This is a genomic window from Eubacterium sp. AF22-8LB, assembly GCF_003458715.1.
Classification (GTDB): Bacteria; Bacillota_I; Bacilli_A; order Erysipelotrichales; family Erysipelotrichaceae; genus Holdemanella.
This window is the reverse complement of sequence record NZ_QRVI01000018.1, coordinates 21,643-47,074: the sequence shown is the minus strand read 5'-3', so window position 1 is coordinate 47,074 and position 25,432 is coordinate 21,643. Positions and strand designations below refer to the sequence as shown.

Genomic DNA, 25,432 nt, shown 5'->3' with positions numbered 1-25,432 from the left:
AATGTTATTTAAAAACGCAACTATTTACACAATGGAACAAGAACCATTTGTTGGTGATTTTAAAATTGATAAGGGTGTATTTACACAAGTAGGAAAGAATCTAACGCCAGATGAAGGTGAAGACATTCAAGATTTAAATGGTCTATATGTATTCCCTGGTTTGGTTGAAAGTCACTGCCATTTAGGTATGGAAGAAACAGCCATTCGCTTTGAAGGAGATGACGTGAACGAAATCACAGATCCTATCACACCAAATATGCGTGGAATCGATGGATGTAATCCAATGGATGAAACTATAGAACTTGCATTAAAGGGTGGAGTTACAACCGTAGCTGCTGGCCCTGGTAGTGCTAATGTACTTGGTGGTACTTTCTTTGCGTATAAGACAAAGGGTAACTGCATTGATGAAATGGCTATTGAAAATCCAATCGCAATGAAGGCAGCATTTGGAGAAAACCCTAAGCGTTGTTATCAGGGAAAGAAAATTGATACACGTATGCAGATCAGTGCCTTATTAAGAGAAACTTTAGCTAAGACTAAAGAATACATGGAGAAAAAAGAAGCAGGTAAAGATGTAGCTTATGATCAAAAGCTAGAGGCTATGATTCCAGTTGTAAAAAGAGAGCTTCCATTAAAGTGTCATGCACATAGAGCCGATGACATCTTAACAGCTATTCGTATTGCGAAAGAAGAAAATATTAAAATCACATTGGACCATGTTACAGATGCTCGTTGTATCCTTCCTCAAATCAAAGAGAGTGGATTCCCTTGTATTTGTGGACCAGCATTAACTCACAAATCTAAATTTGAACTTGCGAACATGTCTTTTGAAACACCAAACGAACTATATAAAGCTGGTATTTTATTCTCTATTATTACAGACTCTCCTGTTATTCCTCAACAATACCTATCATTAAGTGCAGCTCTTGCCGCAAAGGCTGGCTTACCAGAATATGAAGCTATTAAAGCCATCACAATCAATCCAGCTAAAATCTTAGGCTTAGATAATCGTGTTGGATCTATTAAAGTAGGAAAAGACGCAGACTTTGTCGTTTGTACTAAGAATATTTTGGATACGCAAAATGAAATTAAATCCGTTTATGTAGATGGAAAGAAGGCAGCTTAATGCTTTTTAAAAACGCAACTATCTACACAATGGAACAAGAACCCTTTGTCGGTGACTTTAGAATCGACAAGGGTAAATTTACTGAGATTGGAACCAATCTAATTCCAGAAAATGAAGAAATTCAAGATCTTACAGGTCTTAGAGTCTATCCAGGTATGGTTGAAGCCCATTGTCATTTGGGCATGGAAGAAACAGCCATTGGTTTTGAAGGAAATGATTTAAATGAAATCACAAATCCCATTACACCCAACATGCGAGGAATTGATGGTTGTAATCCAATGGATGAAACCGTTGAAGTCGCATTAAATGCAGGTATCACAACGGTAGCCGCAGGACCTGGAAGTGCCAATGTGATTGGTGGAACTTTCTTTGCGTATAAGACCAAAGGAAATTGTATTGATGAAATGACCATTCAAAATCCGATCGCAATGAAGGCAGCCTTTGGAGAAAACCCAAAGAATTGCTATAAAGGAAAGAGCATCGATACACGTATGCAAATCAGTGCTCTGCTAAGAGAAACTTTAGAGAAAACAAAGGAATACCTTGCTAAAAAAGAATCCGGTAAAGACGTAGACTATGATCAAAAGCTAGAGGCTATGATTCCTGTCATTAAAAAAGAAATCCCATTAAAATGTCATGCCCATAGAGCAGATGATATGTTAACAGCGATTCGTATCGCAAAGGAATATGATATTGAAATCACCTTAGATCATGCGACAGACTCACAAGTAATCTTAGACCAGATTAAAGAAAGTGGTTTTCCATGTATTTGTGGACCAAGTCTTTGTCACAAGGATAAATTTGAATGTGCCAACGATTCATTTGGAACGCCAAATAAGATGTATGAAAAAGGCATCTTATTTGCGATTACAACCGATTCCCCATTTAATCCCCAACAATATCTGCCATTAAATGCGGCTCTTGCCCATAAAGCAGGACTTCCAGAAAATGAAGCCATTAAAGCCATCACAATCAATCCAGCTAAAATCTTACATTTAGATAATCGTGTAGGTTCGATTAAAGTTGGAAAAGATGCAGACTTTATTATCTGTACAAAAAGCTTGTTGGATTTGACTAACACAATCAAAAATGTATATATTAATGGAATAAAAGCTGTCTAAGACAGCTTTTATTATGTTAAAATGTTGGAGTTGGAGAGATTAATTATGAATATAGTTGAAAAATATGGTGGAACCAGCGTTGGAACAATTGAACAGATTCAGGCCATTGCCCAGCATGCGAAGGCAATGAAAGAAAAAGGTCATAATCTAGTCATTGTTGCGAGTGCCATGGGAAAAACCACAAATAAATTAATTGAGCTGGCTCATACTGTCACAAACAATCCAAATAAAAGAGAATTGGATTCCCTATTATCTACGGGTGAGCAACAAACCATCACACTCCTTGCGATTGCAATGAATTCAATTGGAGTGGATGCGATTAGCTTAACCGGATATCAAGCTGGTTTTCTTACGAGTAAACATCATTCGCGTGCCTTGATCAAAGATATTGATACAACAACGATTCAATCCCATTTAGATCAAGGAAAAGTAGTCGTTGTCGCTGGTTTTCAAGGAGCTACTGAATATGGAGACATTACAACCTTAGGACGTGGTGGAAGTGACACAACAGCCGTTGCGATTGCCGCAAAATTAGGCTATCAATGCCATATCTTTACTGATGTTGCGGGTGTTTATACCATTGACCCACGTCTATATACACGTGCTAAAAAATTAAAATCGATTTCTTATGAAGAAATGATGCAGATGGCATGTCTTGGAGCTGGTGTATTAGAAACACGTAGCGTTGAGCTTGCGAGTAAATATAACGTTCCCCTTTTCTTAGGAAAAGCTTTGGAAACAGATTTAGAGAAAGGAACTTGGATTATGCATAAAGAATTAGAAGATATGCCAATTACAGGCTTAAGTGTAAAAGACGACTATGCGATCATGCGCTTTATGCACTTACCGAATGATGGAGTTTATTTAGGAAAGCTATTTAAAATGATTTCCGATTTAAATATCAACCTAGACACCATTTCACAACAATTAGACGATGAAGGACTTGCCAACTTTACATTATACTGTTCTGAAGAACAGAGTAATCAAATTATGGAGCATGCCTCAAAGGAATATCCAGTACATCAAATGCTTGGATATATCAAATTATCTTTAGTTGGACTTGGAATTTCTACGCATTCTGGTATTGCGAGTAAAGTATTAAATATCTTAAGTGAAAACAACATCAAATATTATATGATCACATCAAGTGAGATTTCCATTTCACTAACAATTGAAAAAAAAGACAAAGTTCGTGCCGTTCAAACATTAGGAAAGGCATTTGATTTATAATGGAATTACCAGTTAAATTTAAAGAACAAATGAAGGCACTTCTTCAAGATGAATATGAAGATTATTTAAATAGCTTTGATCATGAAAGATACTACGGTTTAAGAGTGAATACACTTAAGATTTCAGTTGAAGAATTCTTAAAAATTTCACCCTTTAAGCTTGAGCCCATCCCATGGACTACAGACGGCTTCTATTATTCTAGTCAAGATAAGCCTAGTAAACATCCCTACTATTATGCAGGACTTTATTATCTTCAAGAACCAAGTGCTATGCTTCCAGCACAAATTCTCCCTGTAGCCGAGAATGATACTGTATTAGATACGTGTGCCGCTCCTGGTGGAAAAAGCACAAAGCTTGCTACAAAGCTCAATCATACAGGATTATTAATATCCAATGATATTAGTTCTTCAAGATGTCAGGGGCTTCTAAAGAACATTGAATTATTTGGTTGTGACAATGCCTGGATAACCAGTGAAGATTTAACAAATATGGAAAAGTACTATCCTGAAACATTTGATAAGATTTTAGTGGATGCCCCCTGCAGTGGTGAGGGAATGTTTCGTAAAGAACCCGATTTAATTAAAAGCTGGATTGAAAAGGATGATACATTCTATCCGCCTATTCAAAAAAATATTTTAAATGCAGCTGTATCCATGTTGAAACCAGGCGGATCTATTGTGTATTCAACATGTACTTTTTCGATTCATGAAAATGAAGAGGTCATTCAAGCTGTATTAGATCAACATTCAGATTTGCACCTCATGCCAATCGAAAAGGTAGAGGGCATGAAACCAGGTATAAATATGGAAGAGTGTGTACGTCTCTATCCTCATAAAATTAAAGGAGAAGGTCATTTTGTGGCTTTACTTTCAAAGGATGGAGAATCTAAACATAAAAAGATAAAACTTGAGCCAAGCGATACAATAGATGATTGTGTTACTGATTTTTTAAGATTGGTTAAATTAAATAAAGGCACAATCAAAGTCAAAAAAGACAAGGTTATTTGGTTAAATACAGATTTTCAAGCCTACAAAGGCTATCGCGTACTTAGATCAGGCTTATTATTAGGTCAATTAAAAGGTAAACATTTTGAACCAGCTCAAAGCCTTGCCCTTGCCCTTTGTCCTGAACAATTTAAAAATGTATTAAACTTCACAATTGAAGATGAGCGTGTTATTAAATATTTAAAAGGTGAAACTCTAGATGTAAAGGATTTAGATTCCAAAACATCAGGATGGACACTTGTTTGTGTAAATAACTTCCCTTTAGGCTTTGCGAAGCTTTCGAAGGGATCCTTAAAAAATAAATATGCGAAAGGATGGCGTTATCAATGAGACTTGACAAATACTTATCTCATATGGGATTTGGCACACGAAATGATGTAAAAAAACTAATCAAAAACGGGTGGGTTACTATCAATGATGAAACAGTAAAAAAAGCCGACTATAACGTTAAGGATGATGATCGTGTTTGTGTGGATGATGAGCCTGTAAGCTATGTGGAATTTGAATACTACATGTTAAACAAACCACAAGACTATGTAAGTGCAACCGAAGATGCAATGTATCCAACAGTAATGGAGCTTATTCAAAGTCAAAGACACGATCTATATCCAGTAGGAAGATTGGATATCGATACAGAAGGACTTCTACTCATTAGTAATGATGGCAAGCTAACACATGAAGTATTATCACCAAAAAAACATGTTGATAAAAAATACTATGTCGAATTTGATGGAACTCTACCAGAAAATGCCATAGATTTCTTTAATTCTCCAATGGAATTTGAAGAATTTACTTCAGCTCCATCTAAGCTTGAAATCTTAGATACAAATAAAGCGTATCTAACGATTCATGAAGGTAAGTTTCACCAAGTCAAAAGAATGTTTGAAAAGGCAAATTGTACAGTTACCTATCTTCAACGCATTGAGTTTGGTCCTTTAAAACTAGATGATTTACCATTAGGTGAATTTAGAGCTTTAACCCAAGAAGAATTAGATGCATTAAAAAGCTAAGAAAGGGACTGTAACGAGTAAGTGAATTTTATCGCTTATGGAGTTCAGCTCATCTCTTTTTTTATAATAAAATGCCAAAATGCCCATTTTTCGTACACGGGAACATGTTCTAAAAACGAAATTGGGCTGATTCTTATTTCAATCTAACATAAAATGTAGATTTCCCTCTGCCTTCCCTGCGAAGTTCTCCTTCTGCTACAAGCTTACGAAGTGAACCTTCTATAGAACTCACACTGAGTGCCGGGCATAGTTCTCGAATATCTTGCTTATTGAATTTCCCAATCCTTTGCTGTGTAGCTTTACGAATCATCTCAATTGCCGGAAGTTTCTCTTCTACAATTTCAAATCGGTCTTCAAAATCTTTGTAAGCAGCAAGAATTGTTCCAAGTAAATATTTGATAAAAGGAACTGCGTCCTCTTCTCCTTCATGCCAGCCATCCTGTGAATGACCCAAAGCCTCATAATACAAATCCTTATTCTTTGCAATTTTGGCTTCAAGCGAGATGTACTTACCCACATAAAATCCACTACGATAAAGTAGAAGAGTTGTAAGCAATCTGCTCATTCTGCCGTTACCATCATTAAATGGATGGATACACAGAAAGTCATGTATAAAAATTGGAATAGCCAATAATGGCTCCACCTCATAATTTCCAATTACCTTATTGTACTCTTCACAGATTCTATCAAGAGCCTCTGGTGTTTCAAATGGTGCCAATGGTGTAAACAGCACCTCCGTACGTCCGTCTGGATATGTGGCACTAATATAATTCTGTACAGTCTTGGTTCGCCCAGCGAGTGGATTATTCATATGGCTGCACAATATTTTATGCAACTGTAAAATATAGTTTTGTGTAATAGGAATCGTATCAAAACTCTCATGGATAATATTTAATACATCACGGTATCCTGCGATTTCCTCTTCATCTCTATTCTTTGGTGTGGTCTTCTCCTCCACCAACTGCTTAATTCTTGTATTGGTTGTTACAATACCCTCTATCGCATTTGAAGCCTCGGTACTCTGAATCTTTGCTATCTCCACAAGTTTCTCCAACTCGTATGGTCTTTGCTTAAGATATAGTTCTTGTTTCCCTGCGAACTTGTATATTGCTGCTATGAGACCAAGAATTTCTGAATCCCACTTTTCTTCTTTAATTTTTGAATAGTTAAACGGTCTCATTATTTAAACACCTGTCTTTCATTTTTCCCTTAAAGTATCTTGTTTCCCTTAAATTATAATAAGCAATAAGGGAAAGTCAATATATTTAAGGCTATTTTCCCTTAAATTCATTCGTTTTTTGTGGGATAAATAATATTTTATGCGATTCGCAGGGATATTCACATTTTATAAAAAAAATAAATAATCCTTGTGATTGGAACATGAAAGATAAAGACAGTCGATACTATCATATTGTCACCATTGGTATGGAATGGGAAGATAAACTAGCCTATGCCCATTTTATTCATGATATTACACAAGAAAAACACGAACAGGATCGTTTGCATCAACAGGCAAAGATTGATGCATTAACACAAGTTGGCAATCGCTATTATTTTAAAGATGAGATGCAGAAGTTTTTAGACCAGAAAATTCCTGCAACTCTATGTTACTGTGACTTAGACCATTTAAAATATGTAAATGATCATTTTGGCCATGACAAGGGAGATACCTATATCTGTGATTTTGTAGATATTCTAAAATCAAATATTCGTGAAGAAGATATTATTGCTCGTTTGGGTGGAGATGAATTCTGTATTCTATTCAAGAACGGATCCATTGAATCCATCAACATTAAAATGGAACTTATCAATGAAGAATTCTCAAAGTACGCAAAAGATTATCCGCAAAGCTTTAGCTTTGGAACTGTCTATATTGATGCAAACGAAAGAACTTCTCTATTAAAAATTCTGCAGATAGCGGATCAAAGGATGTATGCACAGAAGCGAACACATAAAATGACAACCATCTAGGTTGTCACTTTTTTAATTTCTTACATATGCCTTTAATACTTTCACTTCATCACAATCATAAGGCTTGATTGTATACTCTTTTATACTTGCAGGAATAATGAAGGTTTCTGCATAATGCACAATAAACGGTTCAAAATCTCCTTCAATAATGGCACTCTTTCCATCAATCAGATTTAACATGTTTACTGTACCATATGTTTTATGAAATGAATTATCCTTTACTGTATATCTTCTAGTTTCAATGAATTCCAATTCATGAAGACCCGTATGCTCAATCTTACAATCATTTTCCTCTTCTTTTACTTCATAAATTGAATTCACTAAATTTTCTTTGACCCACTCTGTCGTGCGATTCCATTGAATAACATGCTTACCATGTTCAATATTGATAGGTCTTGGAAGGCCATCTAAGCCTAGTCTTTGCCAGTCCCACAATTTAAAAGTGAAAATATACGGAGTTGCGCTGATTTCTAGTACCATCGCATTTTTTCCAGAACAATGACAAGTTCCTGCTGGAATCAAGAAATGATCATGCTTCTTTGCCGGAAACTTATTAATATACTTATCGGCATCAAATACAATTTCTTTTCTTTGTGCAGATTCTAAATCACGAATCATTTCCTCTTTATCAATACCTTCTTTTAAACCTAGATATACATGTGCATCTTCTTTGGCATCCAAAATATAATAACTTTCATCCTGTGTATAGCTCATGCCAAAATTCTTTTTAATATATTCCGTTAATGGATGTACCTGCAAAGATAAGTTTTGTCCTTCCATCGTATCTAGAAAGTCAAAGCGAATTGGAAATTCTGCCCCAAAACGAGAATACACTTGTTCACCCAATAATTCTTTTGGTTGATACAACACTAAATCCATAGCTGGTAACTCAAATGTAACTCCATCATAGTCAAATAGAATACTATTCTCTTCAGGTACACCATCAAAGCTCCATGCGTAGTTTGATTGATTTGTATCTAAGTTACACACTTCCTTCATCCATTGACCACCCCATACGCCTGGATCAAAGTAAGGCACAGTTCGAAATGGTTTTTGAGCTAATCGTTTTAAACTTTCGATAAATGTATCTTTTGAAATCATTTTAGGATCATTTGATGCATTTGTATCTACTACATAATCAAAACTTTCAAATCTTTCAGCCTTATGTTTATCTGCTATACGCCATTCAATAAAATATCCACGCTTATATTTCTTTAATATATCTTCATCATAGTTAGTCGCATTATAATTTGGCATTCCTTTACGATAACGTAATTGAATTTCCCATCGTGCCATATCAAAGTAGACATATATATCACCATGTGTAATTAAACCTGCACCTACACCATATATAATGACAGAGTCTTTACATTCATTCACTTTATCTTTAGCCCTTTGAAGCTTTTCTTCATCCATAAAATCTAAAAGATTTCCATAATACATCTTGCCAAAGACACGATCATCTGTAAGATTATATTTCATTTGTTCTGTCATAGTTTTGCCATCTTTAAAGATATTATGCATATTGATTTCTAAAGAAAAATTGAATCGTTTGATCAATTCATATACTTCCTCTTCATCTACACCTGGATAATAATCAAAGACTACAACACTCGAATTATTTATTTTCTGATTTAATTCCTGATAGATTTCATCATAACCATGAAACGCTTTATGATTCTTTATTGTTGTTTTAGGGAAACGATCATATTCCGATTTAAAATTTAAATAACTCATTCTTCCTCCACTTTCAATTCACCATTTTTCTTAAACACTCTTACTGTAAAAGGATGCTCTTCTACACGCTTATAATCATGACCTGCATGCCTTGGCCACATACATTGCACTTTTAATTCCGTATTACCTGTATTCACGAGGCGATGTGCCAAATGTCCATCAATATAGTGTACACTTCCACATTTTACTTTTTCAGCATGACAATGATAATTTTCATCCATCAATAAAAGAAGACCTTCACCAGCCATACCACAATAGATTTCATCACAATCCAAATTTTCATGAAAATGTCCACGCGTTACATTACATTCCCCATTCACGCATACTGGCTGCATCACAGTCAATCCATAACACAAACCATCATGTTCATAGGAATACACTTCATACATAATTTGATCATCTGAAACACTTGAATCCACACTCTTATAAAATGTTTTCGCACTCGCATATAGCTTTGTACTCTTCTTAACATCCTTACCTTCAATCACACCATTTAAATAATCATGAAATACTTTTGCGTCTTTAATTTCCATAATTGCCTCCCATTTAATTGTTATAACATTCAATTTTATTATAGAACTATTGTTATAACATTTCAACATAAAGACAACCACAATATTTATAAGCCATAGAAAAAGGTCCAAAATAGCTCTATTTAAAACTATTTGGGCTCATTTTAATCATTCAAAATTATAACTATATATAAATCACGAAAAAGATTCATTACATATACGAATACTTTCAATCACCTTTATCTTTTACTTCTATTAAAGTTCACTCCCTATTTACGTGCAAATCACGTATTTTAGTAATGTACAACAAAATGGATCTGGTCTAGTGACCAAATCCATTTTTTGCCTTTTGAATACGTAATGTTTTGCCTTTAATTGTCTTTAAATTCTTTAATACAAGTTTTCCCTTGTCATTCAAGATATCAACATAAGACTGATGGTCCTGTACTTGAATTACACCAATATCATCTACAGTAACTCCATCAATTTCGCAGATAGCCCCTACAATATCGCCTGGACGAATTTTTTTATTCTTTCCTCCATTTAAATATATTTTTGTGATACCCTTTCTTAAATCTTTTGATTTATCAACCACAACACGATTCGATTCTTTTAATGAATCAAGTACGTCTAAATCACTTAAATAGACTTCACCCTCTTCTTTAAAAGGTAAATTGTAACCTAAATATTCTTCTAGCTTTTCTTTTCGAATCCCATCATATTCATTCACTAAACTAACGGCTAAGCCTTGTTCGTCAACCCTGCCACTTCGACCAATACGATGTGTATATGTTTCTACGGGACTAGGCATGTCATAGTTAACTATCATCTCTACTTTAAAGACATCAATGCCTCGACTTGCAACATCAGTACATACTAAAATACGTACTTTTCCTTTTTTAAAGCGTCGCATATGAGATAAGCGCTCTTCTTGCATCATACCGCCATGAATCTTATCTACACTGACTTGATTCTTTTCTAAACATTCACATACTTCATCTACTCTGGCCTGTGTCTTACAAAAGATCATGCAAGATTCAGGTTTCTTTAAAGCTAATAAGTGTAAAAGGAACAATTCCTTATGTTCTTCATTTACATGATAGGCTTCTTCTACTATATTTGGCTTATTTGTGCTTGTAAGATCAATCTTAGCTGGTTTATACAAATATTTCTTACTCATTCTTTGAATCACTTCTGGATAGGTTGCACTAAATAAACATGTTACATGTTTTTTTGGCATATATTTTAAAATAGCTTGGACTTCATCTAAGAAGTTCATATTTAACATTTCATCTGCTTCATCCAAAACAACATATTTAATTTTAGAAGGATCTAGTGTGTCTTGTTGAAGATGATCTAAAACTCTTCCTGGTGTACCAATCACAACGTGGCATCTTTGTTTCAAATCTTCCTTTTGAAACTTAAATGGCTGCTTACCAAATATAGGTAATGTCTTAATTTTTTTGAAGGTTCCAATGCGATCAAAATCCTGCTGAATCTGTAAAGCTAATTCACGAGTTGGTGTAAGCACCAATGCTTGAGGACTTCTTTCGTCAATTTCTAGATTTTGAATAATGGGAATCGCAAAAGAAGCTGTCTTCCCACTTCCTGTTCTAGACTTTACAATACAATCCGTTCCCAAAAGAATATTAGGGATAACCTGTTCTTGTACGGGTAATGGTTTTTCATAACCCAATGTATGTAAGGCTTGTATAATATTTTTATCTAAATTCATTTGTTCAAATGTCATATTTTATCACCTACAGAATTATACCATGTTAATAATATTTAACAGAACTAAAAACTTTTATGAGATACAATAAAATCATGAAATATAAAACATTAGTGATGAAACAAATCGATAGACATACCTATCAATATAGTATGAATGCCCCATTAAATAACTTAAGTCCTATTCTTTCATTTAATGAAGAGATATTAAACACAAATTATGGCAATGAGTTAGAATATGGATTGGATTGTGCTAAACGAAAAGAAATCTTAAAAGATGGATTTCTTTTAGAATCAAAAGACAATATGACACTTCAAGAATGGGCTCCCTTCTTAGCATTGTCTTTAGTACTTCAATATTATAAATCATACAGAAAACTACCTCCTGCTTTAATGAGTATCGATAAGGAAACACAGGAAAAATATAGTCAGGATGATTTAATTCGGAATTTATTTCAATAAGTTTCATTTTTTTGTGTAATATTTTTCATAATAGGTTATAATCAATTCGAGGTGAACTATTATGAACATGACAACATTGAACACGCCCCTTCCAGAAGACTTAATGAAATTAAAATGGAACGGGCAATTTAAATTAATGCAGGAAATGATTGATTTACGTCTTCAAAAAGACATTCCTGCCAAACTAAAGGAGCGTTTAGAACTTGAAAAAGAATTGATTTCTCGTCTTCCTGAAGATTTTACGTATTCAAAAGAAGATGCGATCGCATTATTAAAATCAAAAATTGCAGATTTTAAAGGTGAAGAATTCGATACTCTATTTAAGGATAACGCGTTTGAATGGATCTTTATCGAAGGAAAAATGTATTTTAAAGACAACTTCTTTGAAAATTTAATTAAAGTGCGTAAAGCTTATACAGATCGTTTAATTGAAAAACAAAATTCTACAAGCACTTTATTAGATGATGTAATGCATAAAATGAAGAAAGAAAAGGATGTTTACTGCAAGATTCATGTAAAGACTAGTCTTAAAGTAGACCCTGCATTTGAAAAGCCGGGTAAAACCATTCGTGTATGGCTTCCAATTCCAAAAGAATATGCACAGGTTGAGAATTTTAAACTATTAAACACATCTCATGAAGGTCTAGTCAACGATAACAATGTAGATCAAAGATGTGTCTATATTGAAAAGCCATATGAAAAAGGTGAAGAATTCAGTGTTGAATATGAATTCATCAATCACATGCACTACGAAGAATTAGATCCAAGTATTGTAACAGACGAACATCCAGATACTTGCCTTGAAGAATATGCTCCACACGTTGTATTTACAGATTATTTAAAGAATCTAGTTAAAGAAATTATCGGTGAAGAAACTAACCCATTATTAAAGGCTAAATTGATCTACGATTATATCACAAGCCATGTCACATATTCTTATGTACGTGCTTATGCAACTTTACCATGTATTCCAGAATATATCACTACTGGATTAAAGGGAGATTGCGGTTTACAAGCCTTAACCTTTATTACTCTATGTCGTATTGCGGGCATTCCTGCCACTTGGCAAGCTGGACTTTATACTACACCAGAAACAATTGGTAACCACGATTGGGCTCGTTTCTATGTAGCTCCTTATGGATGGTTGTATGCCGATTGTTCATTTGGTGGCGGATCTTATCGAGCAGGCAATCTAGAAAGAAGAGACTTTTACTTTGGATATCTAGATCCATTTAGAACGCCATGCTCATCAAAATTCCAAGGTGATTTTGTGCCAGCTAAAAACTTCTTGCCAAATGATCCATATGACAACCAAAATGGCGAAATGGAATATGTAGATGAAGCTATTCCAGGCAAATACATCATTAAAGAAACAAAGAATATTGAAATCGCTCTTTTAGAGGGAAAAGATGAATAGACCTGTAATCGGTCTTACTTGTAATGAATTGGATAAAGAAAATCTACCTAAACAATTTATCAATGAAGCTTACATCAACAGTGTCATTCGCGCTGGTGGATGTCCAATTATTTTACCTATCACAAATGATTTTGATACCATTCAAGCACAAGCCAAAATGTTAGATGGATTAATTGTGACAGGTGGCATCGATGTAAATCCAATGATTTATAATGAAAATCCAGAATCATTACAAGGGGATTCAAGCTTAGACCGTGACTATTATGAAATGCGGTTGTTAAAATATGTCTGTCAGAAACAGATTCCTATTTTGGGAATCTGTCGTGGCATTCAGATGTTAAATGTCTATTTTAAGGGATCTTTATATCAAGATTTGTCGTATTGTAAAAGAAGTGTATTGAAGCATGCACAGCAGGAAAAAAGAGAAAATCCAAGTCACAAGATCCACATCGAAAAGGATAGCTTTCTATATAAAAGCTTAGGTGATGAAGCTATGGTCAATAGCTTTCATCATCAGGCAATCAAAGACTTAGCCCCAAATTTCAAGGTTTCGGCTAAATCTAGTGATGGAATCATTGAAGCTATTGAACATGAGTCATTCCCTATCTATGCTGTTCAGTTTCATCCTGAAGCTATGTCACATAAATATGGTGAGATGCAAGCTATCTTTAATGAATTCCTAAAAAATTGCGAGGTGAAGTAAATGCGTATTCAAGAAAACTTAGAAAAATCAAAATACGAAGCGGATGGAAGTATTCAAATCCAAGGAAAAACGATTCCCTATCATACGATTTGTGAAGATAATTTCTTTGTAGATGAAGAAAACAATCCTGTCGCATCTATATTTAGCTATGCTTATTTTAGAAGTGATATAGAAAACAATTCAAAACGCCCTATCCTATTTATTTATAATGGTGGTCCAGGATGTGCCAGTCTTTGGCTTCATATGGGATTATTTGGTCCTAGAATCGTCAAACTAGATGACGAATTAAATCTTCCAACGGTTCCTCCATTTGAATTAGAAGACAATCCACATTGTTTATTAGATTTGTGTGATTTAGTTTTTATTGATCCGGTCGGAACTGGTTTAGGTCGTTTAATTCAAGAAAAGGCAAGAAAAGAATTTTATGAAACGCATGGCGATGTTCGTAGTGTTTCTAAATTTATCGAACAATTTTTAGCTCGTTACAACCGCAGAAATTCACCAGTATTACTTGCAGGTGAAAGCTATGGTACAGCAAGAAGTGCTCTACTTGCCGGAGAACTTATGGGTGCAGGACCTGAAAAAGCCGATACAATGGGTATTAGTGTAAGTGGTATCTTCTTACTTGGTAGTTACTTTATTGAAAAGCTTCCTGTTGAAGCAAGTGCTACGGATTTGATCACAATGGCAGCTACGAATTATTTCCATAACCCCAAAGAAAATATCTCTCAAAAAGACTTTATTGAAGAAGCCTTTACATTCGCATCTACTGAATATGTTACAGCCTTATTTTTAGGTGATGCTTGTCCAAACAAAGAAGAAATAGCCAATAAATTAGCTTACTATTCTGGCATTGATAAAGCTTATTGGTTAAGACATCATCTACATATGGATATGCAAAAGGGTTTTGCGCACAAACTATTAGAAGATAAAGGTTTGGCATTGGGATTCTATGACGGTCGATATACTTGGAATGATGATCCAGAAATTATGGAAGCTAATGTGATTGCAGACGATCCAGCTATGGGACAATATACACCAGCTTTCCAAACTGCCTACGGACTCATGCGTCAAGAATTAAATATTACAAGTGATCGTATTTCAAAGGGATTGGTCTTTGATGTAAATATGACTTGGAATCGTGAATTTAAGACAAGTCCAGCTCAATCCTTAGCTGGTTGTATGCGAAGAAATAAACAGATGAAAGTCTTCTTTGCCTCAGGTCTATATGATTTATGTACAACTGCAGGAAATGCTAGATATTTAGCTACTCACTCAAATCTAGATCAAAGTCGAGTTATAATCGGTGAATATCCAAGTGGCCATATGGCTTATCTTGGTAAAGAAAGCTTTGATCTTCTTGCGAAGGATATGCGTGAATTCTTTGAAAGCTGTATTTAAAAAGGAAACCAAATGGTTCCCTTTTTTTATTTATATTTTTTCAACATTTCTAACTTAAGATTCAATAGCTTTTCACTTAAGTCTACATAATATTCTTGTGGATATACAAAACGTTTGATTTCATCCCAAATTGTAGCAAGTTCCTTTTCACTATAAGCACGAATTTCTTCAAGACTAGGTAAATCATAGACCAACTTACCATCCTTAAAAATTGGTACCAACATATCGCGTACTGTATATGTATTAGCTGGAATGACTTTGTATTTCCAACGTGACATCGGATGATAGATTGTTAAATCTTGTGTAGTATCAATGACTTCATCTTCTAATGTCAACAAATCAGCAATTGCCATACCTGTTTCTTTATCCATGATACGATTCAAATTCTTCATACCTGGATTGGTTACCTTTTCAACATTGTCACTAATTTTGATTTTAGGAATCATTTTACCATCTTTTTCAAGGGCAACCATCTTATATACACCACCAAAGACTGGTGAGTTCTTTGAACAAATCAAGTTTTCACCAACACCAAACGAATCAATTTTAGCACCTTGCTGATGAATTAAAGATTCAATGACATATTCATCTAATGAATTGGATACAACAATTTTACAATCTTCCATACCCGCTTCATCTAACATCTTACGAACTTTTTTAGAAAGATATGCCATATCTCCACTATCGATACGAACTCCCTGTAAGCGATATCCATTTGGTTCTAGATAATCCTTTGCGATCTTGATTGCATTCACAATACCTGATTTTAAAGTTGAATATGTATCAATTAATAAAGTACATGCGTTTGGATAGGTCTTCGCATAATACATAAATGCATCATATTCTGTATCAAAACTTTGAATAAAGGAATGTGCCATTGTTCCTAATACGGGTACACCAAATTCTTTACCAGAATATGTTGTAGCGCTTCCTGCGCAGCCTGCAATATAAGCAGCTCGAGCTCCTAAAATAGCCGCATCAAAGTTATGGGCACGACGTGCACCAAATTCCATGACTGCTCTTCCTTCACTAGCTTGTACAATACGACGTGATTTTGTCGCTATCAAAGTCTGATGATTGATAGCCAATAATAAGGCTGTTTCAACTAATTGTGCTTCAATAATCGGCGCTTTTACACGAACCAATGGTTCATGCGGAAATACAGGTGTTCCTTCTGGAATCGCATAAATATCTCCAGTAAAACGCACAGTAGATAAATACTCTAAGAACCCCTCACTAAATTGATTTAAAGAACGCAAATAGTCGATATCTTCTTTTTCAAAGTGCAAGTTAGAAACATAATCTACAACTTGTTCCAAGCCTGCAAATACACAATATCCGCCATCATCTGGATTTTTACGATAGAACAAATCAAATACAACTTCTTTATCTTTATCATTATTGAAGTAGCATTGACTCATTGTTAATTCATAAAAGTCCATGACTAAACTTAAATTTCTCTTGTCTTTCATTTTATAATCTTACTCCCTTACTTCAGAAACGACACGAATGCCATTGGCCTCCATCATTTTAAAGGCTATATCATTCCAGAATGGTGCATCATGTACTTCTGGTATGTGATAGGTTTCAGTACAGTTTTCTACAACAAAAATGCGATATTCATTCATATTGTGTTCGTTAAACCAAGTGTTTAAGCTCAACACGAAATGGAGAATACATAAATCTGTACAACAACCCGTTACGATTATATCACGATAATACCCTAAATCCGAGTTTAAGAACTCTTCAAATTCAGGCGCCATAAATGTATTCGTACTGTTTTTCTTAATTACATGCTTAATAAATGGCTTTAAAGAATCGACAACTTCACTTTCTTCACTACCAATTACACAATGTACTGGAAACGAATTGAATTCACGCGTCTTTGGAGGGTGTGAATCACATACAAAAACATTATTGCAATCTAAACAATTTAATAGGGATTGAATATTTTCTTCTACATTCCCAATTGCCTCATCATGTAGGGCTCCCATATCCACAAAGCCTTTGATCATATCCACCACAAACACAACAGGAGCATTTAATTCTTCTTTTTGAATTGGATTATAATTGTTTTTTTCTAAACGTGCCATATATACCTCTAAATGGAAAATAAGAGTTCTGTACTCAGAACTCTTACTCTTCTACCTCTTCCTTTGTTCTAAATTCCTTTAATTTTTCTTCTAGCATTGATTTAAATTCAGGATTTGCCTTGATATAAGCCTTGGCCGCTTCTTTACCCTGGCCAATTTTTTCCCCTTCATAACTAAACCAAGCACCGGCTTTTTTCACAATGTTGGCATCTACACATAAATCTAAGAGTTCACTAATATAAGAGATACCTTCTCCATACATAATTTCAAGCACAGCCGTCTTGAATGGAGGAGCCACCTTATTCTTAACAATTTTTACTTTTACTTTATTCCCAACAATATCCGTACCATTCTTAATCGCATCCGCCTTACGAATATCAACACGAACCGATGAATAGAATTTTAAAGCACGACCACCTGGAGTTGTTTCTGGATTTCCATAAATAACCCCTACTTTTTCACGTAATTGGTTGATGAAAATAGCTGTACAATCATTTTGATTCATTGCACCCGCAAGCTTACGCATCGCCTTTGACATCATACGTGCCTGCAATCCAACCTGATTATCACCCATTTCACCATCTAATTCAGCCTGTGGAACTAAGGCTGCCACACTATCAACTACAACTAAGTCAACAGCACCACTTTCAACTAGCATCAACATGATGTCTAATCCTTGTTCTCCTGAATCTGGCTGAGATAAAATCAATTCATCAATATTTACACCTAAATTTTTTGCGTAAACCGGATCAATCGCATTTTCTGCATCAATAAATGCAGCACGACCACCCTTCTTTTGTACTTCAGCCACCGCATGAAGTGCAAGTGTTGTTTTACCACTCGATTCAGGACCAAAGATTTCAATAATTCTTCCCTTTGGATATCCACCAATACCTAAGGCATCATCCAAGAGTAAACTTCCTGAAGGAATCGGTTCAATATCAACGGCTGCTCGATCACCTAACTTCATGACTGAGCCTTTACCATATTCTCTTTCAATTTCATTTAAAACATCACTTAAAAGCTTATCTTTATTTGTTTCTACTTTTTCTTTTGGCATACATTCTCCTTTTGAATTGTGTTAATCAACACATCCACCATTTCTAAAACAACATGTTCTCGCACATCATTTCTAGATAAACCCGTACATTGAAATCCATAAACACGTACCGCTTTTTTAGAGGCAATTGCACAATAGACTCTTCCTGCTGGCTTTTCTTCCCATGCGCTAGGCCCGGCATTTCCTGTAAATGAAACACAATAATCCACATCCATAATTTCTCTTGTGTTCTTTGCCATGGCATAGGCACATTCTTCACTGATTACACCATATTTTTGAATTAAGTCCACATCCACATGAGCCAATACATTTTTCATTGGTGTAAAATAAGTAACTAAACCGCCTTTTAAAACGGCACTAGCTCCTGGAACGGAAGCAATCGTGCTTGTGAATAGACCGGCTGTTAAGCTTTCACAGCTTGATAGGGTCAAATGATGTTTTGTACATAATAAAACAAGTTGTTTTGCACGATTCATATTACATCGTCTCCAAAACGTATTTCTTTAATTGATTGAAATAAATAAGTCCACTATATAAAGATGCCACTGTAGCTGCCCATAATAGGATTTGATCCATAGGAATTCCCATATAGACAAATGGCCAATCCTTTAGTAATAAGAATACAAGCGCAAACATTTGAAGAACCGTTTTTAATTTTCCAAAGATTCCTGCGCTCACCACTTCTCCTGAATTTGCAGCACTCATTCGTAAGCCATCGACAATTAAGTCTCTTGCAATCATCAATAGTACTGCAATAACATTGGCTTGATGAAAATAAACCATCAAGATCAACACTGTATTTACTAACATTTTATCGGCGATTGGATCCGCAAATTTTCCAAAGGAAGTAATCCAATTGTTCTTTCTTGCCAACATTCCATCAAAGAAGTCGGTAATACTAGCTATCGCAAAAATCACAAATGCGATTACATCGCGCAATGCCAATCCACTTGTTTCATCAATAATGCATACGCTAGGATCCATACAAAGATAAACAGCTACAACAACAGGCACTAATAAGATTCTAATAATTGTTAGTCTGTTCGGTATATTCATTTTGGCCATATATTCCATCCTCCTGTGTATAAAGATTATCATTATAGTAACTATCTGTTCCGTAACCATAATCATAATTACTTTCATCTTGTGAATCAGTATTTACATTCACATTCTGATTTCCTTTACCCACCTGTAAAGTAATAACAGCTGGACTTTCTTCCTGCCAATTTGTTTTGTCAAAATCAATTTCTTTTCCATCTACCGTGATATCATTATCTGAATATGTTTCGATACTAATTTCAAAAGTACAGTTTTCAGATAATTCTAGATTTTGCGTAAACGTACCCGTATACGTTTTTGAAGTATCATTGACTGCTTCTCCATCTTTTTTCACAGTAATTTTTGATTTCGATGGTAATGTGATTGTCAAATCTAGTGTTTTGACATCATCCTGTATATTAGAAAGCTGATAGGCATTGGTTTCTCCTGTAATCTTCTTAACTACCAAAGCCTGGGCTTCCTTTTCTTTTTGACGTTGATTTGCCAATTTGTTGGTTTCTTTTTCTTTTTTAGATAATTCCTGCTGACGAAGCTCCTCTTGATTTGCGAGCTTCTGATTTGAAATAGAACGAAGTCCTACATTAATAGCTGATAATGCACATAATCCTACAATTCCAATCAGGACAAGCACTTTGATTACCTTTGTTTGATTTGTACTTAAAGAAGAACTCGTACGACTAACATGTTTTTGAAACCACGCTGAAGACGACTTTTTCTTTCTTTTTTTGGTTGTCTTTTTACTCTTTTGAACACTTGCCATTTGTTCTACCATGCGCCTTTGAGCCATAGTTAAAGCCATATCTCTTTGATGAGCAAATTCATTTACATCCATATCTACTTCATCGCTAATGGCTTGCCAATTTACACCGATTGCATCGGAATAAGCATGTACAAAGTAACGTACAAAAGAAAGGTCATCGGAGAAAACATCTAGGTTATTTTCTTCGATTGCTTGTATATATTGAGGCGCTAAACGCGTCTGATTTGAAACATCCTGAATGGAAAGTTTTAGATTTGTTCGACGTTCTTTTAAGATGTGATAATATGCCACTAAAACTCCCCCTTTGAAGATTATTATAACAAATTCAAGGCAAGAATACCACGATGTGCTATAATTATTTACGAAAGGATGAATGAAATGTCACAACTTATTTTTTCTATTGGAGCCTTTTCTCAATGCATGAGTTTTTCTCCTCAAAGAATCCAAATCGACAATTTTGAAGACTATACGCTTTATTGTATTGATTGTGAAAATGTTCAACAATTTGATATCAAAACACTCAACGCTACAAGTCCTAGTGTCTTCTTTTTCTTTGGTAATTTTGAAAAAATAGGGCAAAAGTGCTGGCAACAAATCTTTGCGATTGCCAAGGATTTTCCGAATTCTTATTGTTTCAACACACACCAAAGTCAAAAGAATTTTGCGGACATCTATTGTGCAACCTTACTTGGACAAATTGTTGCGAATGTAGTTCCCAAAAAGATTCTTCTTGTCACAAACGACCAAGGGTTTCATGGAATTAAACAAGCCTTATTGTTTCAAGGAAAAGATATCGATATCGAAATCTTACAAACAAGAGACCCGTTCTTGTTGCCTTTAAAGGAAGAAACGCCTAAGTCTCAGCCTAAACAGGCGCAAAAACAAAAGAAACAAACAAATACCACAAAGCCAAATGAAGCAAGTGATGAAGAGGTAATAGAAGCATTAAAGAAATATCCAAAAATCAATACCCGCTATGCATCTATTGATGATTTAAGTAAGTATTTAATGCCCATCTTAGCGAACAAACAAAAGAAGTGTAAGCTTTCGAAATGGATAGAGAGTGATTACGCAAAAAAAGTGGGTCGCTTTAAAAAGGATGCGAAAGGAAAATATTATAAATTAAAATGATTAAAACAATATATCTAGCAGGAGGCTGCTTTTGGGGTGTGCAGCACTATTTCGATCAGTTTGATGGTATTCTAAAGACAACCGTTGGCTATGCGAATGGTAACACAGAAAACCCAGTATATAAAGATGTCAAAAAAGGTTTGACTGGTCATGCAGAAACTTTAGAAATTGAATATGATGATACAGTGATTTCATTACCTAGAATTCTAGACTTATACTTTGACATTATTGATCCTATATCTGTCAATCAACAAGGTGAAGACGTTGGTATTTCATATCGTACAGGCATTTATTATGTTGATGAAAAAGATTTAGAAATGATTCAAATCAAATACGATGAAATCCAAAAACAATACGATTCAGCTTTAGCCGTTGAATTAGAACCATTAAAAAACTTTTTTAATGCAGAAGAATATCATCAAAAATATTTAGATAAAAACCCAGGGGCTTATTGCCATATACCTGCATCAAAATTTAAGAAGGGACTTTAATCAGTCCCTTCTTTTATTGTAGTACCCGCAACATAACCTGTTGTCCAGGCAATCTGCAAGTTATATCCCCCTGTTTGAGCATCCAAGTCTAAGACTTCACCCACAAACTTCAAACCCTTGATTTTCTTTGACTCCATCGTTTGAGGTTGAATTTGATTCGTTTTAATTCCACCTACAGTAATCATCGCTTGCTCAAAACCCGCAAAGCTTGAAATCTCAAAATCTAGACACTTCAATAATTCACTAATACTTCTTCTTTGTGCCTTTGTTGTTTCGTTCGCTTTTAAATAAACATCCATACTTAAACGATCCATCACATACTGCACTAAACGCTTAGGAATCATCGTCTCTAATATATGATGCAGTTGTCTATTGGAAGAATGATTCATTCGTTCTAACAACAACATATCTACTTCATCAATCGTTTTATCTGGAATCAAATCCAATAGGATTCTTTCCGGATTTTTATTGATGACATAACTTGACATAGCCAAAACACCTGGTCCACTTAAGCCTTCATGTGTAAATAAGATGTCGCCTAATTCTTTATATAAAACCTTTTTATCTTTCTTTACCTGAATACCAATATTCTGTAATGAAAGTCCTGCTAAATCAAACTTTTCTTTTGTGCGCAAAGAAACTAAGCCAGGATATAAGTCACTGACTTTGATATCAAGTGCACTAGCCCATGTATATCCATCGCCACTACTTCCAGTTGAAACAAAGGACTTGCCACCCGTTGCGATAATCACCACATCACATGTATAAGTTCCTTTATTGGTTTCAATACCGACAATTTTATCATCTTCAACCACTAAATCTGTACACGCTTCATCCATATGAAGAATGACATTGTTTTTTCGTAACAATTCCACAAATAATAAAACAACGTCTTGACTTGAATTTGATCCTGGAAACATACGTCCATGATCCTCTTCAACGGTTGGTAATCCATTGGATTTTAAAAATTTGATCATATCCAAATTGGAGAATTGCGAAAATGGACTGTATAAGAACTTTTCATTATGCACAACATGCTTAAAAAATTCATCCTTCGAGCAATTATTTGTGACGTTACAACGTCCATGTCCTGTAAGCTGTAACTTTTTGCCTAATTGTTTATTCTTCTCAAACAATTCCACTTGATGTCCCTGCAAGCTAGCAGCATATGCCGCCATTAAACCCGATGGACCTCCACCCACAATTAATACTTTTGACATAAGATTCCACTTTCTTCTAAATACACAGCTAAACCGTCATGGTCATTGTCAAATTTTGTGATCGCATTTGCACAAGCCTTTGTATCATCCGTACCATTGATCATACAGACACCGCATCCGGCAACCTTCAACATTTCATTATCATTCGATGTATCTCCAAAGGCCATGACATCCTTTAAATCCATGTCATTTAGTTCACATATTTTTTGTAAGCCATAACCCTTATTGATTCTTTTATCACAGAATTCTAACAATGTAGTCTGTGTTTTAAAACCATGATAATAAGGATTTGGATGTTCTTTCACCCATGCTTCTGCCTTAGGCATATCTTCTTCTTTCATACGAAACATGATTTTTGCATTCTCATGCGCATACAATTCTTCTAAATCTACTACTTCTAATTCTTTATGAGATGTCGAAGCCGAATGAATCATCCAATCATCAATACGAACACAGCGAATTTTTCCTTTCCAATACACCATTGGATTGCATTCAACAACATTCATAATTTCCATTGTTTCCTTTAACCATTCTTTTTTCATCATGAAATAGCTGTAGAATTTTTGATGTACACCATCCCATAATTCCGCACCATTCATACCCATCACAAAATCAAAATCAAACGGTAAATCCCAACGTTCTTTATTACGTTTTAACTCATCAACAGGACGACCAGAGGCAATCCCAAAATAAATTCCTTTTTCATGAAGCTTAATCAAAGCTTCTTTTGTCCTTGGTGTTAATTCTTTTTTCTCATTGACCAAGGTCGCATCAATATCACAAATAACTAATTGTGGCATCACATTATATCCTCCAACTCATACGTAAAGCCTTCACCATCGACTTCATGAACACTATTCACTATAATAAAGGCTCGTGGATCTAGCTGCATAATTTCATGTTCTAAATTGCTGTAAAGCTTTTGCGGAATTACAATCATTAATACAGGTTTCGATTCATTGGTGTATCCACCTTTACCTTCTAAAATTGTAACACCACGTTCCATTTTATTTAATACATGATTTTTAATTTCTACCCATTTGTCAGAAACAACCATACAGTTGATTGCCGTGCTTGATCCAATTAAAATTGTTTTATCAATTGCGAAGCCTGATGCGAACACAGAAAGAACACCAATCAAGGCTGGTTCTATACCATATGTTGTTACTCCTAAAAGCACTGTTAACGCATCAATGATCATAACAGAATTTCCAGAAGAAATATGCGTATATTTATGAATCAATAAGGCTGGAATATCCATCCCTCCTGTACTTGCGTTCACTCTAAAGCATAGACCTAATCCAATCCCTGAAATCAAACCACAATAAATACTTGCCAACATGGGCTGCATCACAAATGTTTCTTTAGGAAATAATGTTGTTACATAAGTCAGCAAAGAAACAAAGAATGAATAACTAAATGTAGAAATCAATGATTTCAAGGCAAATGCCTTTCCTAAAAAAATAGCACCAACAATATAAAGTCCTATCATCAATATATTGATAAGCCATACAGATGGAATAAATGGCAGCAACGGCTTTAATGCCACTGCCACACCGGCCACTCCACCGGTCAATGTATTATTTGGCAAAACAAAAAAGGCAACCGAAACCGCCACCATAAAATTACCCAATAATACAATCAATACATCCTTAACATAATTCGTCTTTTTCATATTTCCCTCATCCTCACAAATCCTATCTTTATTCTATCAAAAAAACGAACTAAATTAAACGTAAGAAAAAAGCTGGATTTCCCAGCTTGCATCTACAACATTTCCTTTGCGGTTTGCGTAATCAAATCAAACAATTCTATGACCTCAGATTGTTTTTCATAACCAATCTTATCAAATAACTGATCTACAATTTTTAAAATTTTTTCATGTTGTTTCTTATAAATTTGAATCATTGAATCATTCAACGTCACATAAATCTTTCGATTATCCTGTTCACTACGAACACGCGTGATCAAGTTCTTTTTCTCCATACTCGTTAGTGTACGATTCATCTGTGACTTTTGCATGCGCATATAATTACATAAATCCGTTGCGGTAACATCTTGATTTTGATTTTGATATAAATAACGACAGATCATCGATTCATTATAAGGTAAATCAGAGGTGATTCTTTCATTGTTTATAACTGTCGTCATTTGAAGCCATGCTTCTAATACTTGTTCATTCTTTTTCATGGT

26 protein-coding genes are annotated in these 25,432 nt (G+C 34.8%); 12 read left to right on the top strand and 14 right to left on the bottom strand.

Annotated elements, in window-relative coordinates; translation table 11 throughout:
- The 5 genes from DWY01_RS07960 to DWY01_RS07940 all read left to right on the top strand — a co-directional run.
- On the top strand, window positions 1-1,126 hold a 1,126-nt coding region (locus DWY01_RS07960; protein ID WP_117995612.1), incomplete at its 5' end, for an amidohydrolase.
- Window positions 1,126-2,247, top strand: coding sequence for an amidohydrolase (locus DWY01_RS07955; RefSeq protein ID WP_117995611.1), 1,122 nt, complete (start codon window positions 1,126-1,128; stop codon window positions 2,245-2,247). The genes DWY01_RS07960 and DWY01_RS07955, both read left to right, overlap by 1 nt.
- A gap of 45 nt (window positions 2,248-2,292) precedes the next feature.
- Window positions 2,293-3,477: an aspartate kinase gene (locus DWY01_RS07950; protein WP_117995610.1), complete on the top strand. Its 1,185-nt coding sequence runs from the start codon at window positions 2,293-2,295 to the stop codon at window positions 3,475-3,477.
- The gene (locus DWY01_RS07945) at window positions 3,477-4,811 is read left to right on the top strand and encodes an RsmB/NOP family class I SAM-dependent RNA methyltransferase (protein WP_117995609.1); all 1,335 of its coding nucleotides are present in this window, start codon (window positions 3,477-3,479) and stop codon (window positions 4,809-4,811) included. The genes DWY01_RS07950 and DWY01_RS07945 overlap by 1 nt, the downstream gene beginning before the upstream one ends.
- Window positions 4,808-5,491, top strand: a complete 684-nt coding sequence (locus DWY01_RS07940; RefSeq protein WP_117995608.1) for a pseudouridine synthase — start codon at window positions 4,808-4,810, stop codon at window positions 5,489-5,491. Before DWY01_RS07945 ends, DWY01_RS07940 begins: the two co-directional genes overlap by 4 nt.
- Window positions 5,492-5,624: 133 nt before the next feature.
- On the opposite strand, the gene DWY01_RS07935 is transcribed toward DWY01_RS07940, so the two are convergent.
- A complete protein-coding gene (locus DWY01_RS07935) occupies window positions 5,625-6,671 on the bottom strand; it encodes a Fic family protein (RefSeq protein ID WP_117995607.1) in 1,047 nt (348 codons plus the stop codon).
- A gap of 200 nt (window positions 6,672-6,871) precedes the next feature.
- On the opposite strand from DWY01_RS07935, the gene DWY01_RS07930 reads away from it, so the two are divergent.
- Window positions 6,872-7,462 carry a GGDEF domain-containing protein gene (locus tag DWY01_RS07930; protein ID WP_117995606.1) on the top strand — a complete coding sequence of 197 codons (591 nt, stop codon included), beginning with the start codon at window positions 6,872-6,874 and terminating at the stop codon, window positions 7,460-7,462.
- Between the two features lie 12 nt (window positions 7,463-7,474).
- On the opposite strand, the gene DWY01_RS07925 is transcribed toward DWY01_RS07930, so the two are convergent.
- The 3 genes from DWY01_RS07925 to DWY01_RS07915 form a co-directional block, all read right to left on the bottom strand.
- The gene (locus tag DWY01_RS07925) at window positions 7,475-9,199 is read right to left on the bottom strand and encodes a class I mannose-6-phosphate isomerase (RefSeq protein WP_117995605.1); all 1,725 of its coding nucleotides are present in this window, start codon (window positions 9,197-9,199) and stop codon (window positions 7,475-7,477) included.
- The gene (locus DWY01_RS07920) at window positions 9,196-9,732 is read right to left on the bottom strand and encodes a glucose-6-phosphate isomerase family protein (RefSeq protein ID WP_117995604.1); all 537 of its coding nucleotides are present in this window, start codon (window positions 9,730-9,732) and stop codon (window positions 9,196-9,198) included. Before DWY01_RS07920 ends, DWY01_RS07925 begins: the two co-directional genes overlap by 4 nt.
- Before the next feature lie 301 nt (window positions 9,733-10,033).
- The gene (locus DWY01_RS07915; protein ID WP_117995603.1) at window positions 10,034-11,461 is read right to left on the bottom strand and encodes a DEAD/DEAH box helicase; all 1,428 of its coding nucleotides are present in this window, start codon (window positions 11,459-11,461) and stop codon (window positions 10,034-10,036) included.
- 77 nt (window positions 11,462-11,538) lie between these two features.
- Between DWY01_RS07915 and DWY01_RS07910 the strand changes: the two genes are divergently transcribed.
- The 4 genes from DWY01_RS07910 to DWY01_RS07895 all read left to right on the top strand — a co-directional run bounded on the left by DWY01_RS07910 (window position 11,539) and on the right by DWY01_RS07895 (window position 15,425).
- Window positions 11,539-11,904 (top strand): hypothetical protein, encoded by a 366-nt coding sequence (locus DWY01_RS07910; RefSeq protein WP_117995602.1) that lies wholly within the window; start codon window positions 11,539-11,541, stop codon window positions 11,902-11,904.
- Window positions 11,905-11,965: 61 nt separating this feature from the next.
- Window positions 11,966-13,321 carry a transglutaminase-like domain-containing protein gene (locus DWY01_RS07905; protein WP_117995601.1) on the top strand — a complete coding sequence of 452 codons (1,356 nt, stop codon included), beginning with the start codon at window positions 11,966-11,968 and terminating at the stop codon, window positions 13,319-13,321.
- Window positions 13,314-14,024, top strand: coding sequence for a gamma-glutamyl-gamma-aminobutyrate hydrolase family protein (locus DWY01_RS07900; RefSeq protein WP_117995600.1), 711 nt, complete (start codon window positions 13,314-13,316; stop codon window positions 14,022-14,024). Before DWY01_RS07905 ends, DWY01_RS07900 begins: the two co-directional genes overlap by 8 nt.
- Window positions 14,025-15,425 (top strand): S10 family peptidase, encoded by a 1,401-nt coding sequence (locus tag DWY01_RS07895; protein WP_117995599.1) that lies wholly within the window; start codon window positions 14,025-14,027, stop codon window positions 15,423-15,425.
- A gap of 26 nt (window positions 15,426-15,451) precedes the next feature.
- Here the strand turns inward: DWY01_RS07895 and DWY01_RS07890 are convergent, their stop codons facing one another.
- Genes DWY01_RS07890 through DWY01_RS07865 form a run of 6 tightly spaced genes read right to left on the bottom strand, consistent with a single transcriptional unit; the run spans window position 15,452 to window position 20,688 of the window.
- Window positions 15,452-16,897, bottom strand: a complete 1,446-nt coding sequence (locus tag DWY01_RS07890; RefSeq protein ID WP_117995598.1) for a nicotinate phosphoribosyltransferase — start codon at window positions 16,895-16,897, stop codon at window positions 15,452-15,454.
- A gap of 9 nt (window positions 16,898-16,906) precedes the next feature.
- Window positions 16,907-17,518, bottom strand: coding sequence for a cysteine hydrolase family protein (locus DWY01_RS07885; protein WP_117995597.1), 612 nt, complete (start codon window positions 17,516-17,518; stop codon window positions 16,907-16,909).
- A gap of 43 nt (window positions 17,519-17,561) precedes the next feature.
- Window positions 17,562-18,578 (bottom strand): recombinase RecA, encoded by a 1,017-nt coding sequence (gene recA / locus DWY01_RS07880; RefSeq protein WP_117995596.1) that lies wholly within the window; start codon window positions 18,576-18,578, stop codon window positions 17,562-17,564.
- On the bottom strand, window positions 18,560-19,054 hold the full coding sequence (locus DWY01_RS07875) for a CinA family protein (protein WP_117995595.1): 495 nt from the start codon (window positions 19,052-19,054) through the stop codon (window positions 18,560-18,562). Before DWY01_RS07875 ends, recA begins: the two co-directional genes overlap by 19 nt.
- Before the next feature lies 1 nt (window position 19,055).
- On the bottom strand, window positions 19,056-19,643 hold the full coding sequence (gene pgsA, locus DWY01_RS07870) for a CDP-diacylglycerol--glycerol-3-phosphate 3-phosphatidyltransferase (RefSeq protein ID WP_243001992.1): 588 nt from the start codon (window positions 19,641-19,643) through the stop codon (window positions 19,056-19,058).
- Window positions 19,603-20,688, bottom strand: coding sequence for a RodZ family helix-turn-helix domain-containing protein (locus DWY01_RS07865; RefSeq protein WP_158553680.1), 1,086 nt, complete (start codon window positions 20,686-20,688; stop codon window positions 19,603-19,605). Before DWY01_RS07865 ends, pgsA begins: the two co-directional genes overlap by 41 nt.
- A gap of 87 nt (window positions 20,689-20,775) precedes the next feature.
- On the opposite strand from DWY01_RS07865, the gene DWY01_RS07860 reads away from it, so the two are divergent.
- The gene (locus DWY01_RS07860) at window positions 20,776-21,528 is read left to right on the top strand and encodes a hypothetical protein (protein ID WP_117995593.1); all 753 of its coding nucleotides are present in this window, start codon (window positions 20,776-20,778) and stop codon (window positions 21,526-21,528) included.
- Window positions 21,528-22,019: a peptide-methionine (S)-S-oxide reductase MsrA gene (gene msrA, locus DWY01_RS07855; RefSeq protein WP_199519928.1), complete on the top strand. Its 492-nt coding sequence runs from the start codon at window positions 21,528-21,530 to the stop codon at window positions 22,017-22,019. Before DWY01_RS07860 ends, msrA begins: the two co-directional genes overlap by 1 nt.
- Here the strand turns inward: msrA and DWY01_RS07850 are convergent.
- The 4 genes from DWY01_RS07850 to DWY01_RS07835 form a co-directional block, all read right to left on the bottom strand.
- The gene (locus tag DWY01_RS07850) at window positions 22,016-23,239 is read right to left on the bottom strand and encodes an NAD(P)/FAD-dependent oxidoreductase (RefSeq protein WP_117995591.1); all 1,224 of its coding nucleotides are present in this window, start codon (window positions 23,237-23,239) and stop codon (window positions 22,016-22,018) included. The two genes, msrA and DWY01_RS07850, sit on opposite strands and share 4 nt — an antisense overlap.
- A complete protein-coding gene (locus tag DWY01_RS07845) occupies window positions 23,224-24,039 on the bottom strand; it encodes a Cof-type HAD-IIB family hydrolase (protein ID WP_117995590.1) in 816 nt (271 codons plus the stop codon). The genes DWY01_RS07850 and DWY01_RS07845 overlap by 16 nt, the downstream gene beginning before the upstream one ends.
- Window positions 24,039-24,914 carry a YitT family protein gene (locus DWY01_RS07840; protein ID WP_117995589.1) on the bottom strand — a complete coding sequence of 292 codons (876 nt, stop codon included), beginning with the start codon at window positions 24,912-24,914 and terminating at the stop codon, window positions 24,039-24,041. The genes DWY01_RS07845 and DWY01_RS07840 overlap by 1 nt, the downstream gene beginning before the upstream one ends.
- Window positions 24,915-25,006: 92 nt before the next feature.
- Entirely contained in the window at window positions 25,007-25,429 is a 423-nt protein-coding gene (locus tag DWY01_RS07835; RefSeq protein ID WP_117995588.1) for a MarR family winged helix-turn-helix transcriptional regulator, read from the bottom strand.
- Window positions 25,430-25,432 lie beyond the last annotated feature (3 nt).